The organism is Rathayibacter sp. AY1F4, assembly GCF_002931775.1.
Classification (GTDB): Bacteria; Actinomycetota; Actinomycetes; order Actinomycetales; family Microbacteriaceae; genus Rathayibacter.
Window position 1 is genome coordinate 32713 of the sequence record NZ_PSVE01000002.1, and the last position, 14291, is coordinate 47003.

A 14291-nucleotide genomic window follows, 5' to 3' on the forward strand; every position below is an offset into this window, starting at 1 on the left:
CGGTGCGCCCCTCCGTCGCGCCCGGCCCGGGCTTGGGCGAATGGGTGGTGGGCTACTCCCGCTCCGGAGTGCCGACCGACTGGGTCACCCGGCTCGCGGAGGCGGTCGGCCCCGTCTCGCTGCTCGGCGCGGCGATCGAGACGGTGGACGGGCAGGCGGTCGGCCACGCGACGATCGGGCTCGGCCCGGTCGATGAGGCGCGGCTCACCCGTGCGGCGGCCGAGCTCGGCCTGTCGGTCCGGCCCGCCGGCGTGCGCGTCCTCGCCGAGGAGGTGGCGGCGTGATCCTCCACCTCGACAACAAGGTCCCGCTCGAGCAGATCCCCGCGCTGGTGCTGCCGGCGCTCGGCGAGACGCTGATCATGGTCGGCATCGTCATGGCGATCGTGGTGCTGGTCGGCGTGCCGCTGGGCGCTCTCGTGCACAACCTCGCTCCGGGCGGGCTGGCCGAGAACCGGGCCGCCCACCAGGTGCTCAGCGCCGTCATCAGCGTCGGCCGCTCGCTGCCGTTCCTCATCCTGATGGCGTCGATCATGCCGTTCACGCGCCTGATCACCGGCACCAACATCGGGATCGCGGCGGCCGTCGTGCCGATGTCGATCGCGGGGATCGCCTTCTTCACCCGCATCGTCGAGAACGCGCTGCGCAGCGTGCCGCTCTCGCTCACCCGCGTCGCCCGCGCCTCCGGAGCGTCGCGGCTGCAGGTGGTGCGGACCGCCCAGCTGAGCGAGGCGGTTCCGCAGATCATCGGCGGCCTGACGATCAACACGATCGCGATGATCGAGTACTCGGCGATCGCCGGCACGATCGGCGCCGGCGGCATCGGCTACGTCGCGGTGACCTACGGCTACCAGCGCTTCGACACCACCGTCATGCTCGCCACCATCGTGATCCTGGTCGCCACCGTCGCGACCGTGCAGCTCACCGGCGACGCCCTCGTCCGCGCGACCACGCCCGGCGCCTCCCGCTCGCGGCGAGCGCCGCGGGTCGCGGCCGCCGTCTAGAACCACCACTCCTCCTCCTGCGCCCTCGGGCGCCCCTCCCGCGCGCCCGCGCACCCTCTCTTCGAAAGGCACCGCCATGTCCACTCCCGACGACCTCGGATTCGACCTCAAGAAGAAGCGCCGCTGGCCCTGGATCGCCGGAGCGGCCGTCGTCGTGGTCGGCGTCGCCTCCGCGATCGCCGTCCCGCTCCTCTCCCCCGCCGTCTCGGCCAACGAGCAGGAGGGAGCGACGCTCTACGTCGCGACCGCCGAGGGCAACGCCTCCGAGCAGGCCCTGGTCGACTTCGTCGCGAAGGAGGTGGCGCCGCGCTACGGCATCACCGTCGCCTTCAAGGGGCTCTCGGACAGCAACACCATCAACCGCGCGGTGAGCGAGGGCGAGGTCGCGGCCACGGTCTACCAGCACAAGCTCTGGCTGGGACAGGTGCTCGAGGCCAACCCCGACTTCGAGGAGGAGGCGGCCACCCCCGTCTTCCGCTGGGGCTTCGGGCTCTGGAGCGACAAGTACTCCGACGTCTCCCAGATCCCCGACGGCGGCACGGTCTCGCTCTACTCCGACCCCGCCAACGAGGCGCAGGGCCTCTGGCTGCTGCAGAACGCCGGCCTGATCACGCTGAAGCCGGGCACGGAGCCGGGCACCGCGACCCAGGACGACATCGCCGAGAACCCGAAGAACCTGCAGTTCACGCTGCTCGACTTCGCCGCCCAGTCGCGCGCGCTGCCGGACCTCGACGCGGCCGTCGGCTACACCGAGTACTACCTCGCCGCCGGCATCCCGATCGAGCAGCAGATCTTCGCCCCGCAGGCCCCCGACGACTTCGCCGGGCAGCTCACCATCGGCTCGAAGTACCGCGACACCGAGAACGTGAGGAAGCTCGTCCAGGCCTTCCAGGATCCGGCCGTGCAGGAGTTCCTCGCCACGGACGAGACGGTGAAGGGGATCCTGCTGCCGATCGACGGCTGAGCAGGGCCGGAGCGACGGGGTCGCCTGAGGAGTCGCGCGCGGCTTCTCGGGCGACTCGGCGTCTGCGGACGTAGCGTGGGCTCATGAACACGTTCACTCTCCACAACGGTGTCGAGATCCCCGCCCTCGGACTCGGCGTCTTCCAGACTCCGCCCGACGAGACCCGCGCCGCCGTCGCCGCCGCGCTCGACGCGGGGTACCGGCACATCGACACGGCGGCGGCCTACGGCAACGAGCGCGAGGTGGGCGAGGCGATCGCCGGCCGCGACGACGTCTTCCTCGAGACGAAGGTGTGGATCAGCGACTACGGCTACGACGAGACGCTGCACGCCTTCGACAAGAGCGCGGGCAAGCTCGGCGTCGAGCGGATCGACCTGCTGATCCTGCACCAGGCCCTGCCCGAGGCCTTCGACCGCACCCTCGACGCCTACCGGGCGCTCGAGCGGCTGCTCGCCGACGGGAGGGTGCGGGCGATCGGCGTGAGCAACTTCATGGTCGAGCACCTCACCCGCCTGCTCGCCGAGACCGACGTCGTCCCCGCGGTGAACCAGCTCGAGGTGCACCCGTACTTCCAGCAGCGGCGGGTCGAGCGCTTCGGCTGCGAGAACGACATCCTCACGCAGGCCTGGTCGCCGATCGGCGGCATCACCGCCTACCGCGACTCCCCGCGCCGCAGCTTCGACGACCCGGTGCTCCTCGAGCTCGGCGCCAAGTACGGGAAGACGGCCGCGCAGGTGATGCTCCGCTGGCACCTGCAGGAGGGCCGCCAGGTCATCCCGAAGTCGACCCGCCCCGAGCGCATCGCCGAGAACATCGACGTGTTCGACTTCGCGCTCTCCGGCTCGGAGCTCGCCCGCATCGACGCCCTCGAGGCCGGCGTGCGCGGCGGACCGGAGCCCGAGGCCGTGACGCTGGAGGCGTACGGCCGCGACATCCCCGAGGCGTGAGGAAGGCGCCCGCGACGGGAACACCGGAGCCGTCGCGGGCGTTGCCCTCACCATGAGCGTTCCCCTCTCCATCCTCGACCTCGCCCCCATCGCCCCCGGTGAGACCGCTCGCGACAGCTTCGCCGCCTCCGTCGCCCTGGCCCAGGAGGCCGAGCGGAACGGCTACCGCCGCGTCTGGTACGCCGAGCACCACAACATGGCGAGCATCGCCTCCAGCGCGACCTCGGTGCTCATCGCGCACGTCGCCTCGCAGACCTCCACGATCCGCCTCGGCTCCGGCGGCGTCATGCTGCCGAACCACTCCCCGCTCACCATCGCCGAGCAGTTCGGCACCCTCGAGACGCTGCACCCGGGCCGGATCGACCTCGGACTCGGCCGCGCCCCCGGCAGCGACCAGGCGACCTTCCGCGCGCTCCGCCGCGACCCCGACTCCTCCGAGCGCTTCCCGCAGGACGTGCTGGAGCTGCAGGCATTCCTCGCCGGCGAGTCCCGCATCCCCGGAGTGAGCGCGACACCGGGCGCCGGCACCCGCGTCCCCCTCTACATCCTCGGCTCCTCGCTCTTCGGCGCGCAGCTCGCGGCCGCTCTGGGCCTGCCGTACGCGTTCGCCTCGCACTTCGCTCCGGACGCGCTGCACCAGGCCGTCGCGGAGTACCGCCGCGGCTTCCGCCCCTCCGAGCAGCTCGACGCGCCCTACGTGATCGCCGGGATGAACGCCATCGCCTCCGACACCGAGGAGGACGCACAGGAGCAGTTCGCGCAGATGAAGCGCGCCCGCCTGATGATGCTGCTGCGCCAGAGCGGGCAGATCCCCGTCGGCCAGACCTTCGACGACGAGGAGCTCGACGCCCTGCTCAGCGCCCCGATCGGCGCCCACGTCGCGAGCATGACCACCTACACCGGTGTCGGCACCGGCGACCAGGTGGCCGACTACACCGCCGACTTCGCCCGCTCCGCCGACGCCGACGAGGTCATCGTCGCCCACGCGTCGCTGCAGACGGAGGCGCGCCTGCGCTCGGTCGCGCTCCTCGCGCAGTCGAACGCGCGCGTCGCCGCCTGACGGGCGGCCCAGTCCGTCGACGCCGCCGCACGGGCCCCGTGCGCGACCGGGGCCGCGCATCGGCGGGCGTGCGGCGCGCATCGGCGGACTCCTGTGAAAGTGAGCCTCTAACGGGGGCCACCTCTCGGGGCACGACCCCGGGAGGAGCGCGTCCGCGGTGCCAGGCTGAGCCCTGTGTCGACGATGACGGGCAAGCGGCGTGAGCCCTGGGACAGCCCTGCGCGGTCAGCGGCCCTGCTGCTGCGGGTCTGCGCGGGCGACCGGACCGCCTTCCGGCAGCTCTACTCGCTCACCGCGGGCAGAGTCGTCTCCATCGCGGACGCGGTGCTCGACGACCGCGCCGCCGCCGAGGAGGTCGCGCAGGAGGTCTACCTCGAGCTCTGGCGCACCGCGCGCTCGCTCGACCCGGGCCGTCCCGTGCTCGCCTTCCTGGCCCAGGTCGCGCACCGCCGTGCCGTGGACCGCGCCCGGGCGGACCGGTCGGCGCGGCGCCGGGAGCTGCAGTACACGGTCCTCGACCGGCCGCGCGATCACGAGTGGGAGCGCTCGGACGTCCGGCTGGCCCTGGCGCCCGCGGCCGGCGCGATCCGGCAGCTCGCCGCCATCCACCACGACGTCCTCTACCTCGCCTACGTCCGCGGGTACAGCCACTCCGAGATCGCGGAGGAGCTGTCGATCCCGCTCGGCACCGTCAAGACCCGGCTGCGCGACACCCTCATCCGCCTGCACACCCACCTGCAGTCCGCCGGCCCGGCGGATCCGGACGGCGGACCGGGACGGCGCATCCGGCACTGACCGGTGGCGCGGACGCCTCTGCGCCACCGGGGTCGCACGCTTCAGGACCGTGTCCGGCCCGCTCAGCCCGCCTGCGTCGCGCCCGAGACCGCGAGCCCGACGATCACCGTCAGCACCGTCGTCCACAGCGCGATCGCGACGCCCTGCCAGAGCAGGATCCGCCCGCGGCCGACTCCGGCGCCCGCCAGCATCACCGCGGTGAAGTGGGTCGGGAGCAGCAGCGGCCCCAGCAGGCTCACGCCCGGGACGCCGTAGCGGGTGAAGGCCCGCTGGAACTTCTCGCGCCGCGGAGTCGTCCGCTTCGCCTCCGAGCGGCCCGTGATCGCCGAGCGGACGCCGGTGCCCAGCAGCACGAGCAGCGCCACGCAGACGAAGTTGCCGATCGCCCCGGCGAGCCCGGCGACGACCGGGTGGATGCCGCCGATGATCCCGATGCTCGCCGCTCCCTCTCCCTCGATGAAGGGGACGGCCCCGGCCGCGGCGACGACGAGGGGCTGCACGAGCTCGGGAACGCGGCCGATCAGGTCCTGGAATCCGAGGATCGCGTCGCTGATGATCGTCATGGTCGTGCCTTCCGGTTCGTGGCCCCGGCTCTCGGGACTCCTCCATCCGACCGTGTCCGCGCCCGCTGCGGCAGTGCCGCCGGGTCACCGCGTCCCGGGAGGATCGACGGCCCGAGGGGTGACAAGTGTCATGGTCGTAGCCTGGGCCGCATGGTGAACTCGACCGAGGCGGATCCGCCCGTGCGCGCGGGCCGCGGCGTCGCCGTGACCTGGTGGTACACCCTCGCGTCGGCCGCCTCCTTCGTGGTGATCGTCCTGGCCGTCTGGTCCGTGGCGGTGCTGAGCGCCGAGGCCGAGGAGTGGCGGAAGGGTGCCTACTTCCTGGGCGCGGCCGCCTGGGTCGCGGTGTTCTCGCCGACCGCGCTCGCGTACCGGCGCGCCGACCGCGAGGGCCCGGTGCGCCTCCGGGCTGTGCCGACCCTGGTCTTCGGCCTCGGAGTGGCGGCCGCGGCGCTCACCGGCACGGCCGCCGGGAGCCTCGCGCTCGGGCTCTCGCTCGCCGCGACCCTGATCGCGGTGCTGCCCTGGCAGAGCGGGGTGCGGCTCCGGGTGATGGTGCTCTGCACGATCGTCCTCGCGGTCGCGGCGGTGCTCGAGCAGACGCGCGCGGCGCCGGACGCGTCGGCCGCGCTCTCGACCCTCCTGCTGTTCGCGACGCTGCTGCCCCTGACTGTCGTCAGCGCGCTGTGGTGGTGGGACATCGTCCGCGAGCTCGACCGGGCGCGCGCCGCCGAGGGCCGTCTCGCCGCCGCGCAGGAGCGCCTGCTGCTCGCCGGCGACGTGCACGACCTCCAGGGCCACCACCTCCAGGTGATCGCGCTGCAGCTCGAGCTCGCCGAGCGCCTCCTCGGCAGCGACCCGGAGGCCGCTCTCGAGCAGCTGCGCGCCGCCCAGCGCTCGGTCGACGGCGCCCGCACCGGCACCCGCGAGCTCGCCACGCGCTTCCGCAGCGTCCCGCTCGCCGACGAGCTGGCCAACGCCGCCGACCTGCTCCGCTCGGCCGGGCTCCGCGTCGAGCTCGAGGTCGACCCGGCGGCGGCTCACGCGCCGGCCGAGACGCTCGGGCCGGTGGTCCGCGAGACGACGACGAACATCCTCAAGCACGGCGGCGGCTCCAGCGCCCGGCTGCGGCTCGCGCGGGAGCGGGACGAGTGGCGGTTCGAGGCGGTGAACGACCTGGCACCGGACGCGGAGGAGGCGGACGGGACCGGCTCGGGCGTCCTCGGCATGGCGGAGCGGGTCGAGCGCGCGGGCGGGACGCTGCGCGCCGGGGCGGTCCGCCGCTCCTTCGAGCTGGATGCTCGCCTGCCGGTGGGGAGCGACTCATGATCCGGGTGCTGATCGCCGACGACGAGGACATGATCCGCACGGCGCTGGCCGCGCTCCTCCGCCTCGAGGAGGACCTCGAGATCGTGGGCGAGTGCCGCGACGGCGAGCAGGCGGTCGCGGAGGCGCTGCGCCTGCAGCCCGACGTGTGCCTCTTCGACGTCGAGATGCCCGGGCTCGACGGGATCGAGGCGGCGGAGCGGCTGCGCCGCGTCTCGGCGACGCGGGTCGTGGTCGTCACCCGCCATGCGCGGCCGGGGGTCCTGCGGCGAGCGCTCGGAGCGGGCGTCAGCGGCTTCCTGCCGAAGTCGCGCCGGGTCGAGGACGTCGCCGAGGTGATCCGCCAGGTCGCGAGCGGACGCCGCTACGTCGATCCGGAGATCGCCGCCGACGCTCTGGCGAACACGCGCAGCCCGCTGACCGACCGCGAGCTCGACGTGCTCAGCGCCGGCTCCCGCGGCGAGACGATCGGCGAGATCGGCGCGGCGCTGCACCTCTCCTCCGGCACCGTCCGCAATCACGTCTCGTCGATCCTGCGCAAGCTCGACGTCGACACCCGCCAGCGCGCGGTGATCGAGGCCCGCGAGCGCGGCTGGATCTGAGCGCAGGGCCCGGCTGCACCACCGCCGCCCAGAACGGCCGGATGCCGCTCCGCCTCAGGCCTCCACGCTCCAGATCTCGAACACGTCCGCCGCCGCCGGCAGCACGACCCGCCCCGACTCGCACCGCACCTGGGCGTCCGCGCGCCGGACCGCGCGCCAGGCGAGCGGCACCCCGAGCTCCACCGGACCCCGCACCGCCGCTCCGGGCAGCCGCACGACGTACAGCAGCACCGCCCCCTGCGCGTCCTCGTGCGCCCGCACGAGGAACCCCGCCGGCGCTTCGATCGCGACGCCCGAAGCGGTCCCGCCGAGGTCGAACTGCCGACCCGCTCGCACCGCCTCGAGCGACTGCCTCTCGACCGCGTCGTAGCGTCGGCGAGCGGCAGGCGAGTCCCAGGCGGTGTCCGGCGCCGATTGCGTGCCGCGCACCCGGTAGGCGTCGACCCGAGCGAGGTCGTCCCACTCCAGCGCGGTGGCCGGCAGCGGGCGGGAGCCCGGACGGATCCGCACCCCGCGCAGCTCGCGCAGCATCCGCTGGAGGGCGCGTCCGAGCGGAGTGACGACACCGCTCCGCGTGATCGGCGCATGCTCCCAGTTCTCCCGGTCGACCAGCATGTACAGGTTGAAGCCCTGGTAGCCGAGGGCGAGAGCGGCTCCCCACCACGCCACCTGCTCCTCCACCGTCGGGTCCGGGTAGTCGACGACCTCGCCGGGCGAGCGCCAGATGCCCGCCTGCATCTCGGGAGACCAGACCAGCGGAGTCGCCGAGGCACGCGCCTGCGCCACGGCGAGCGCCAGCCCCGCGAGGTCGCGGTCGTCCAGCGGCGGCACGTAGTAGTGGTCCTCGCCGACCACGGTGCCCTCGAGCGCCTCGACCAGCACCCGCCCGTCCTGCGGCCAGCCGCGCACGGGGTGGGTGTTGAGATTGATCGTGCCCGCCAGTACCGCGGCGCCGGCGTCGGCCGTCACCTCGCGGAGCCACGCGAGGTAGTCCGCGAAGTAGACCCGGTGCCAGTGGGCCCACGCCGACTCGAGAGCGGTCGCGGATTCGGGGGGCCCGGTCCGCGGGCGCGGCGGCTCCACCGTCCCGCCGATGAACCGGTGCCAGTCGGCCAGTGCGTCCGGGTGCCAGTCGAAGCCGTGCATGCTGTCCTGGAACCCCAGGCTCGGCTCGTTGTCGTACTGGGTGCCGACGACCGGACCGTCCTCGCCGAGGAACTCCGCGAGGTCGCTCCAGACGGCGCGGATCCACCTCTCGACCAGGGCGCGGTATGCGCGGCTCGAGCAGCTGGGCATCGGGTGCTTGAAGGGCGGGTTGTAGCCGGACACCTGCTCGCCCCGGTGGTCGAGGGCGATCAGCGCGTCATCGGCCACCACCCAGTCGGGCAGACCTCCGTTGGGCTCCTCCGCGCAGATCCACGGCCCCGGCTTGAGGATCACGCGCAGACCCCGCTCGCGGCAGAGGCGCAGGAAGCGGTGCACGTCGAGCTCCGGCGCGTGGGTGCCGCGCAGATCGAGCGTGCCCTGCACCGGCTCGTGCCGCCGCCACGAGAGGTAGGTGGCGACCGTGTCGATGCCGATCTCCTGCACCGCGCGCAGCGCCGGCTCCCACTCCTCCGGCTCCATGCGCCAGAACTGCACCTCACCGCTGATCGGCAGGGCACCCGGCTCGACGAGGCTCACCCCTTCACTCCGCCCGCGATCGCCCCGCCCAGCAGCCAGCGCTGGATGAACACGAAGAGGACGAGCGAGGGGATCAGCACGAGCACGCTCATCGCCGAGACGTCGTTCCAGTGCACCTCGAACGCCGAGCTGAGCTGCGAGAGTCCGACGGGCAGCGTGCGGTTCTGGTCCGAGCTGGTGAAGGTGAGCGCGAAGACGAACTCCTCCCACGCTCCGATGAAGAGGAAGATGCCGGTCGCGACGACGCCCGGCCGGGCCGCGGGCAGCACGACGCTGAAGAGCGTCCGGAACGCTCCGGCGCCGTCGATCCGCGCCGCCTCGTCGAACTCCCGCGGGATCTCGTCGAAGGCGGTCTTCATCAGCCACACGCCGAGCGGCGCCGATGTGGAGACGCCCGCGATGATGAGCGCCGCGATGCTGTCGTACAGACCCACGTTCGAGACCAGCCAGAACAGCGGGATGATCAGCAGCACGCTCGGGAACATCTGCGTCATGATCAGGCTGACGAGGAAGAAGCGCTTGCCGCGGATCCGATAGCGGGAGAGGGCGTAGCCGCCGAGTACCCCGATCAGCAGCCCGAGCGCCACGGTCGACAACGAGACGATCAGCGAATTGACGAACCAGGCCGAGAAGGCTCCCCGCCCGAGCACGTAGAGGTAGCTCTCGATGGTGGGGTTCGCCGGCAGGATCGTCGGCGGACTCCGGAAGATCTCGGTGCCGTCCTTGAACGAGGCGAGGACGGTCCAGAGCACCGGCACGACGGCGAAGACGCCGATGACGACGCCGAGCATCCGCACGGCGACGATGCCGGGGCGGGGCCGGCGGCGCACGCGCCGGGGCGGACGGGGCGGAGGGACGGGGGTGCTCGGAGTGAGCACGGGCCGGTCGACGGTGGCGGTCATTTCAGGGCGCCCTTCCCGAGTGCGCGGACGTAGAGGAGGGACCCGGCGGCGACGATCACGAAGAGGAACACCGAGAGGGCGCTCGCGTAGCCGAAGTCGAAGCGCTGGAACGCGTTCTTGTAGACGAACGTGGTGAGGATGTCGCTGGCGCCGTCCGGGCCGCCCTGCGTCATCACGTAGATGAGGCCGAAGTTGTTGAACGTCCAGATCAGCGACATGAGCGTGCTGAGGAGGATCACGGGACGCAGCAGCGGCAGAGTGATCCAGAGGATCCGCTGCCCGGTGCGGGCGCCGTCGACGCGGGCCGCCTCGTAGACCTCGTCGGGGATGGCCGCCATACCCGAGAGCAGCATGATCATGATGAACGGGAAGCCGCGCCACACGTTGGTGACCATCACCGCGGCGAGAGCCGTCGAAGGGTCGCTGAGCCACGCGTGCTGGAGGTCGCCGAGACCGACGCGCTGGAGCACATCGTTGAGCAGGCCGAACTGCGGCTGGTAGAGCCAGCGCCACGACATCGCTCCGACGATGATCGGCGTCGCCCACGGGACCACGTACGCGGCGCGGAGCCAGGCCCACGCCCGCCCCTGGAGGGCTTCGCGGACGATCAGAGCGGCGGCGAACGCGAGCACGAACTGCAGCGCGACGGAGCCGAAGGTCCAGACCGCGCTGTTCAGCATGACCGGGCCGAGCTCGCTGTCGCCGGCGATCCGGGCGTAGTTGTCCAGGCCGGTCCACTGCCAGCCCACATGGCGGCTGGGGTTCACGTCGAAGAAGCTCTCGACCATCACGAAGAGGATCGGCAGGCCGATCACGACGACGGCGGCTATCGAGATCGGCGCGAGCATCACCGCCGGTGCGAAACCGTCGCGGCGGGGCCGCCGTGCACGGGGGCGCACGGCGGCCGCGAGGAGCGTCTGGCTACTCATCGAGCGCGCTGTTCGCCTTCTGCGCCGCCTCGTCGAGCGCCTCCTGCGGACTGGCCGCGCCGGACAGGGCTGCGGCGACGGCGTTGCCGAGCGCCGAGTCGACGTCCGCGGCGCGGGCCACGGTCGGCCGCGACTTCGACGCCTCGATGATGGTGCCGAAGGTCGCGACGGTCGGGTCGTCGGTGAAGGGCGCCTGCTCGTAGAGCGACTTCTTCGCGGGCACATAGCCCAGGTCGTCCGCCCAGCGCGACTGCACGTCGTCGGAGGCCCACCAGCTCAGGAAGTCACCCGCCTGCTCCTGGTGCGGGCTGCTCGCCAGGACCGACAGGTCCATCCCGCCCAGCACGGAGGCGCTGGTCGCGTCCGCAGGCAGCGGCGCGACACCCCACTGGTCGTCCTGGAGGCCCGAGGCCTCGAGGATCGACGTCATGTAAGGGCCGGAGGTCATCATCGCGATGTCGCCGTTCGTGAACGGGCCGCGGACGTCGTCCTCGGTGGCGGTCGCCATGCCCGCGGGCATCGCGGTCTTCTGCAGGTCGGTCCAGAGCTCGAGGGCGCGGACCCCGTCGGCCGAGTCGAAGGCGACCTCGCTTCCGGAGTCGGCCATCACCTCGGCGCCCGACTGCCAGAGCCAGGGGTAGAACTCGTACGCGCCCCAGCCGCCGAAGAGGCCGATGCCGTACTTGCCGTCGGCGGTGAGCTTCTGCGCGTCGGCGGTCAGCTCCTCCCAGGTCGTCGGCGGCGCGTCGATCCCCGCCGCGGTCAGCAGGTCCTTCCGGTAGAACAGCGCGAGCGTCGAGACGTCCTGCGGGACGCCGTAGACGTGGCCGTCGCGGGTGGCTGCGGTGATGGTGTTCTCGAAGTAGTCGGAGCTGTCGCCGAGCGAGTCCTCGACGGGGGCGAGGAATCCGCTGGCCGCGTACTGCGCCACCTTCGGCGGTTCCAGGCGCACGATGTCCGGGCCCTTGCCCGCCGAGATCTGCGTGACGAGCTTGTCGTAGTAGGAGGAGTCGTTGTCACGCGCCAGGGTGACGGTGACGTCGGGGTGGGCCTCGTGGTACTCCGCGACCAGCTTCTGCGCCTCGGCCGTCTCGGCGTCCGAGAACTGATTCTGGAAGGTGAGGGTCGTCGAGCCGTCGGAGGATCCGGCGCTGCCGACGGCGCAGCCGGTCAGGGCGATCCCGGTGACGGCGGTCAGGGCGATCGCGGTGATGAGCTTCTTCATCGAAGTTCGCTTTCTCGTGGGGGGTGGGGCTAGCGGGTGAGGGCCGCCGCGGGGGCGGCGGCGGAGGAGCGGTGCGCGGCGATGACGTCGCGGTAGAAGGAGGCGGACTGCTTGGGCGTGCGCTTCTGCGTGCCGAAGTCGACGTGGACGAGGCCGAAGCGCTTGTCGTAGCCCTCGCCCCACTCGAAGTTGTCGAGGAAGGACCAGGCGAAGTAGCCGGCCGCGGTCACACCCTGCGCGGCGGCGGCGTCGATCGCTCCGATGTAGCCGGCGAGGTAGTCGATCCGCTCGGGGTCGAGTACGCGGCCCTCGGGGTCGACGTAGTCGTGGAAGCTCGCCCCGTTCTCCGTGATGTAGACGGGCAGGTCGGAGTAGCGGGAGGTGACGCGGAGCAGGACGGCGGTAAGCGCCTCCGGAGTGACCGACCAGCCGAACGAGGTGTGCTCCGAGCCCGCGGGCGTCTCGCGGACCCGGGCCGCCCCGCCGTCCGCGTCGTCCTCGACCACGACGCGCTGGTAGTGGTTGATGCCGACGAAGTCGGTCGGCTCGGCGATGATCGCCAGGTCGCCGGGGAGAACGGCGTCCGAGAGCCCCCACGGGTCCAGCAGGGCCCGGGTCCGCGGCGTGTACTCCCCGCGGTAGACCGGCGCGAGGAACAGCTGGTGGTTCACGGCGTCGAGGCGCTCGACGGCGTCGAGGTCGTCGGGAGTGGCGGGAACCAGGTCCGCGACGATGTTCGTGACTCCGATGCGGGCACCGGGGGCCGCCGTGCGGATCGAGCGGGTGGCCAGGCCGTGCGCGAGGTTGAGGTGGTGGGCCGCCGTGACGGCGTCGCGGGTGCTGGAGCGGCCGGGGGCGTGCACACCGAGGCCGTAGCCCAGGAACGCCGCGCACCACGGCTCGTTGATGGTGATCCAGTCCCCGGTGAGATCGCCGAGGGCCGCGGCGACCGCTCCGGCGTACTCGGCGAAGGCGCGGGCCGTGGAGCGCGCCGTCCAGCCGCCCTCGTCCTCGAGCTCCTGCGGGAGGTCCCAGTGGTAGAGCGTGACGAAGGGGCGGATGCCCCGGGCGTGCAGGCCGCTCAGGAGCTCGCGGTACCAGCGGACGCCGGCGGGGTTCAGCGGTCCGCGGCCTCCGGGCTGCAGGCGCGTCCAGGAGAGCGAGAGGCGGTAGGCGGGGACGCCGAGCTCGACCAGCAGGTCGAGGTCCGCCTCCCAGAGCCGTCGATGATCGCACGCGGTGTCGCCGGTGTCGCCGTGGCGGGTGCGGCCGGGGGTGTGCGCGAAGGTGTCCCAGATGCTGGCCGTGCGGCCGTCCTGCCGCACTCCGCCCTCGATCTGGTACGCGGAGGTGGCGAGACCCCAGACGAAGTCGTCGGGGAGGTGGGAAGTAGGGGGTGACATCATCGTCGTCGCTCCATCGGTTCGGGCTGATGGGAGTCATCATCACACAGTTACTGACAGACCGGTAAGTAAATTTTTCGAGAGGTAGAATCGACTCGGCGGAAGGGGCGCGGATGAGGGCACAGCAGAGCTGGCCGGCGCCTGCCGCATCGGGGGCGGGCAAGGCGCAGAGGCCGCAGAAGCGGTCGGGGCAGCGGCGCAAGGAGATCCTCGACGCGGCGATGGCCGTGTTCGGGGAGCACGGCTACGCGAACGGCTCCCTCGCCGACATCGCCGAGCGCGTGGGCATGACGCACGCCGGCGTCCTCCACCACTTCGGCTCCAAGGAGCAGCTGCTCATCGCACTGCTCGAGTACCGCGACGACGCGGACGTCGCCGACCTGGAGGGGCACCACGCCCCGCGCGGCGCCGCCCTGCTCGACCACCTCATCGACACCGCCGCCGCCAACGCTCTGCGGCCCGGGATCGTGCAGACCTACACGGTGCTGCTGGGCGAGTCCGTCACCGACAACCACCCCGCCCGCGCCTTCTTCGCCCAGCGCTACGAGGGCCTCCGCTCGATGATCACCTCGGCCGTCGCCGACGCGACCGGTCGCGATCCGGAGGACGTGGAGGTGGCCGAGGCCGCCTCCGTCATCATCGCGACGATGGACGGACTGCAGACGCAGTGGCTCCTCAGCGACCGCCGCGTCACCATGCGGCGCAGCGTCCAGCTGGTCATCGAGTCGCTGCTCGCGCGCCTGCGCTGATCCCCGCCGCGCCACTCCCTCTCGGGAGCGCTCCGATGCGTCCGAAGCACCGCTCCGGCCGGCCGCGCCGACGCCCACCGGGCGGTCCTGCGGGCCGTGACGGACTCCAGCCACGTTCAGTCCATTCCTGCGGTCGGTAT

14 protein-coding genes and 1 pseudogene are annotated in these 14291 nt (G+C 72.4%); 9 read left to right on the forward strand and 6 right to left on the reverse strand.

Going from position 1 to position 14291, the window contains the following annotated elements:
* The 6 genes and pseudogenes from C5C59_RS17110 to C5C59_RS01145 all read left to right on the forward strand — a co-directional run.
* Positions 1–284 (forward strand): annotated as a pseudogene (locus C5C59_RS17110) (hypothetical protein); the annotation flags it as partial.
* On the forward strand, positions 281–1003 hold the full coding sequence (locus C5C59_RS01125) for a methionine ABC transporter permease (RefSeq protein WP_104222708.1): 723 nt from the start codon (positions 281–283) through the stop codon (positions 1001–1003). The pseudogene C5C59_RS17110 and the gene C5C59_RS01125, both read left to right, overlap by 4 nt.
* Positions 1004–1079: 76 nt before the next feature.
* The gene (locus tag C5C59_RS01130; protein WP_104232971.1) at positions 1080–1967 is read left to right on the forward strand and encodes a MetQ/NlpA family ABC transporter substrate-binding protein; all 888 of its coding nucleotides are present in this window, start codon (positions 1080–1082) and stop codon (positions 1965–1967) included.
* Positions 1968–2050: 83 nt separating this feature from the next.
* The gene (locus tag C5C59_RS01135) at positions 2051–2914 is read left to right on the forward strand and encodes an aldo/keto reductase (protein ID WP_104222706.1); all 864 of its coding nucleotides are present in this window, start codon (positions 2051–2053) and stop codon (positions 2912–2914) included.
* A 52-nt stretch (positions 2915–2966) separates the two neighbouring features.
* Positions 2967–3974, forward strand: coding sequence for an LLM class flavin-dependent oxidoreductase (locus tag C5C59_RS01140; protein ID WP_104237741.1), 1008 nt, complete (start codon positions 2967–2969; stop codon positions 3972–3974).
* A 183-nt stretch (positions 3975–4157) separates the two neighbouring features.
* Positions 4158–4769 (forward strand): sigma-70 family RNA polymerase sigma factor, encoded by a 612-nt coding sequence (locus C5C59_RS01145; RefSeq protein ID WP_258062526.1) that lies wholly within the window; start codon positions 4158–4160, stop codon positions 4767–4769.
* 62 nt (positions 4770–4831) lie between these two features.
* On the opposite strand, the gene C5C59_RS01150 is transcribed toward C5C59_RS01145, so the two are convergent.
* Entirely contained in the window at positions 4832–5332 is a 501-nt protein-coding gene (locus C5C59_RS01150) for a small multidrug efflux protein (protein WP_104225805.1), read from the reverse strand.
* Between the two features lie 150 nt (positions 5333–5482).
* Here C5C59_RS01150 and C5C59_RS01155 point away from each other — a divergent pair, with 150 nt between their 5' ends.
* Both C5C59_RS01155 and C5C59_RS01160 read left to right on the forward strand, forming a co-directional pair.
* On the forward strand, positions 5483–6661 hold the full coding sequence (locus tag C5C59_RS01155) for a sensor histidine kinase (protein ID WP_104237743.1): 1179 nt from the start codon (positions 5483–5485) through the stop codon (positions 6659–6661).
* Positions 6658–7260 (forward strand): response regulator transcription factor, encoded by a 603-nt coding sequence (locus C5C59_RS01160; RefSeq protein ID WP_104237744.1) that lies wholly within the window; start codon positions 6658–6660, stop codon positions 7258–7260. Before C5C59_RS01155 ends, C5C59_RS01160 begins: the two co-directional genes overlap by 4 nt.
* A 54-nt stretch (positions 7261–7314) precedes the next feature.
* Here C5C59_RS01160 and C5C59_RS01165 read toward each other — a convergent pair whose 3' ends face one another.
* From C5C59_RS01165 to C5C59_RS01185, 5 genes are read right to left on the reverse strand one after another with little or no spacing between them, the layout of a single operon-like run.
* Positions 7315–8943 carry a beta-galactosidase gene (locus C5C59_RS01165; protein WP_104237745.1) on the reverse strand — a complete coding sequence of 543 codons (1629 nt, stop codon included), beginning with the start codon at positions 8941–8943 and terminating at the stop codon, positions 7315–7317.
* Complete coding sequence (locus C5C59_RS01170; RefSeq protein WP_104237746.1) at positions 8940–9845, reverse strand: carbohydrate ABC transporter permease; 906 nt, start codon at positions 9843–9845, stop codon at positions 8940–8942. The genes C5C59_RS01165 and C5C59_RS01170 overlap by 4 nt, the downstream gene beginning before the upstream one ends.
* Entirely contained in the window at positions 9842–10774 is a 933-nt protein-coding gene (locus tag C5C59_RS01175) for a carbohydrate ABC transporter permease (protein WP_181134792.1), read from the reverse strand. Before C5C59_RS01175 ends, C5C59_RS01170 begins: the two co-directional genes overlap by 4 nt.
* Positions 10767–11999: a sugar ABC transporter substrate-binding protein gene (locus C5C59_RS01180; RefSeq protein ID WP_104237748.1), complete on the reverse strand. Its 1233-nt coding sequence runs from the start codon at positions 11997–11999 to the stop codon at positions 10767–10769. The genes C5C59_RS01175 and C5C59_RS01180 overlap by 8 nt, the downstream gene beginning before the upstream one ends.
* A gap of 29 nt (positions 12000–12028) precedes the next feature.
* Entirely contained in the window at positions 12029–13405 is a 1377-nt protein-coding gene (locus C5C59_RS01185; RefSeq protein WP_219812423.1) for a GH1 family beta-glucosidase, read from the reverse strand.
* 110 nt (positions 13406–13515) lie between these two features.
* Here C5C59_RS01185 and C5C59_RS01190 point away from each other — a divergent pair, with 110 nt between their 5' ends.
* A complete protein-coding gene (locus C5C59_RS01190) occupies positions 13516–14151 on the forward strand; it encodes a TetR/AcrR family transcriptional regulator (protein ID WP_104237749.1) in 636 nt (211 codons plus the stop codon).
* The last annotated feature ends 140 nt before the right edge of the window (positions 14152–14291 follow it).

Excerpts from the sequence above, each read along its gene's own strand:
- C5C59_RS01145 (WP_258062526.1), top strand. The coding sequence starts at position 4,158 with ATGACGGGCAAGCGGCGTGAGCCCTGGGACAGCCCTGCGCGGTCAGCG.
- C5C59_RS01190 (WP_104237749.1), top strand. The coding sequence starts at position 13,516 with ATGAGGGCACAGCAGAGCTGGCCGGCGCCTGCCGCATCGGGGGCGGGC.
- C5C59_RS01150 (WP_104225805.1), bottom strand. The coding sequence starts at position 5,332 with ATGACGATCATCAGCGACGCGATCCTCGGATTCCAGGACCTGATCGGC.
- C5C59_RS01175 (WP_181134792.1), bottom strand. The coding sequence starts at position 10,774 with ATGAGTAGCCAGACGCTCCTCGCGGCCGCCGTGCGCCCCCGTGCACGG.
- C5C59_RS01140 (WP_104237741.1), top strand. The coding sequence starts at position 2,967 with ATGAGCGTTCCCCTCTCCATCCTCGACCTCGCCCCCATCGCCCCCGGT.
- C5C59_RS01135 (WP_104222706.1), top strand. The coding sequence starts at position 2,051 with ATGAACACGTTCACTCTCCACAACGGTGTCGAGATCCCCGCCCTCGGA.
- C5C59_RS01170 (WP_104237746.1), bottom strand. The coding sequence starts at position 9,845 with ATGACCGCCACCGTCGACCGGCCCGTGCTCACTCCGAGCACCCCCGTC.
- C5C59_RS01185 (WP_219812423.1), bottom strand. The coding sequence starts at position 13,405 with ATGATGTCACCCCCTACTTCCCACCTCCCCGACGACTTCGTCTGGGGT.
- C5C59_RS01155 (WP_104237743.1), top strand. The coding sequence starts at position 5,483 with ATGGTGAACTCGACCGAGGCGGATCCGCCCGTGCGCGCGGGCCGCGGC.
- C5C59_RS01160 (WP_104237744.1), top strand. The coding sequence starts at position 6,658 with ATGATCCGGGTGCTGATCGCCGACGACGAGGACATGATCCGCACGGCG.
- C5C59_RS01180 (WP_104237748.1), bottom strand. The coding sequence starts at position 11,999 with ATGAAGAAGCTCATCACCGCGATCGCCCTGACCGCCGTCACCGGGATC.
- C5C59_RS01130 (WP_104232971.1), top strand. The coding sequence starts at position 1,080 with ATGTCCACTCCCGACGACCTCGGATTCGACCTCAAGAAGAAGCGCCGC.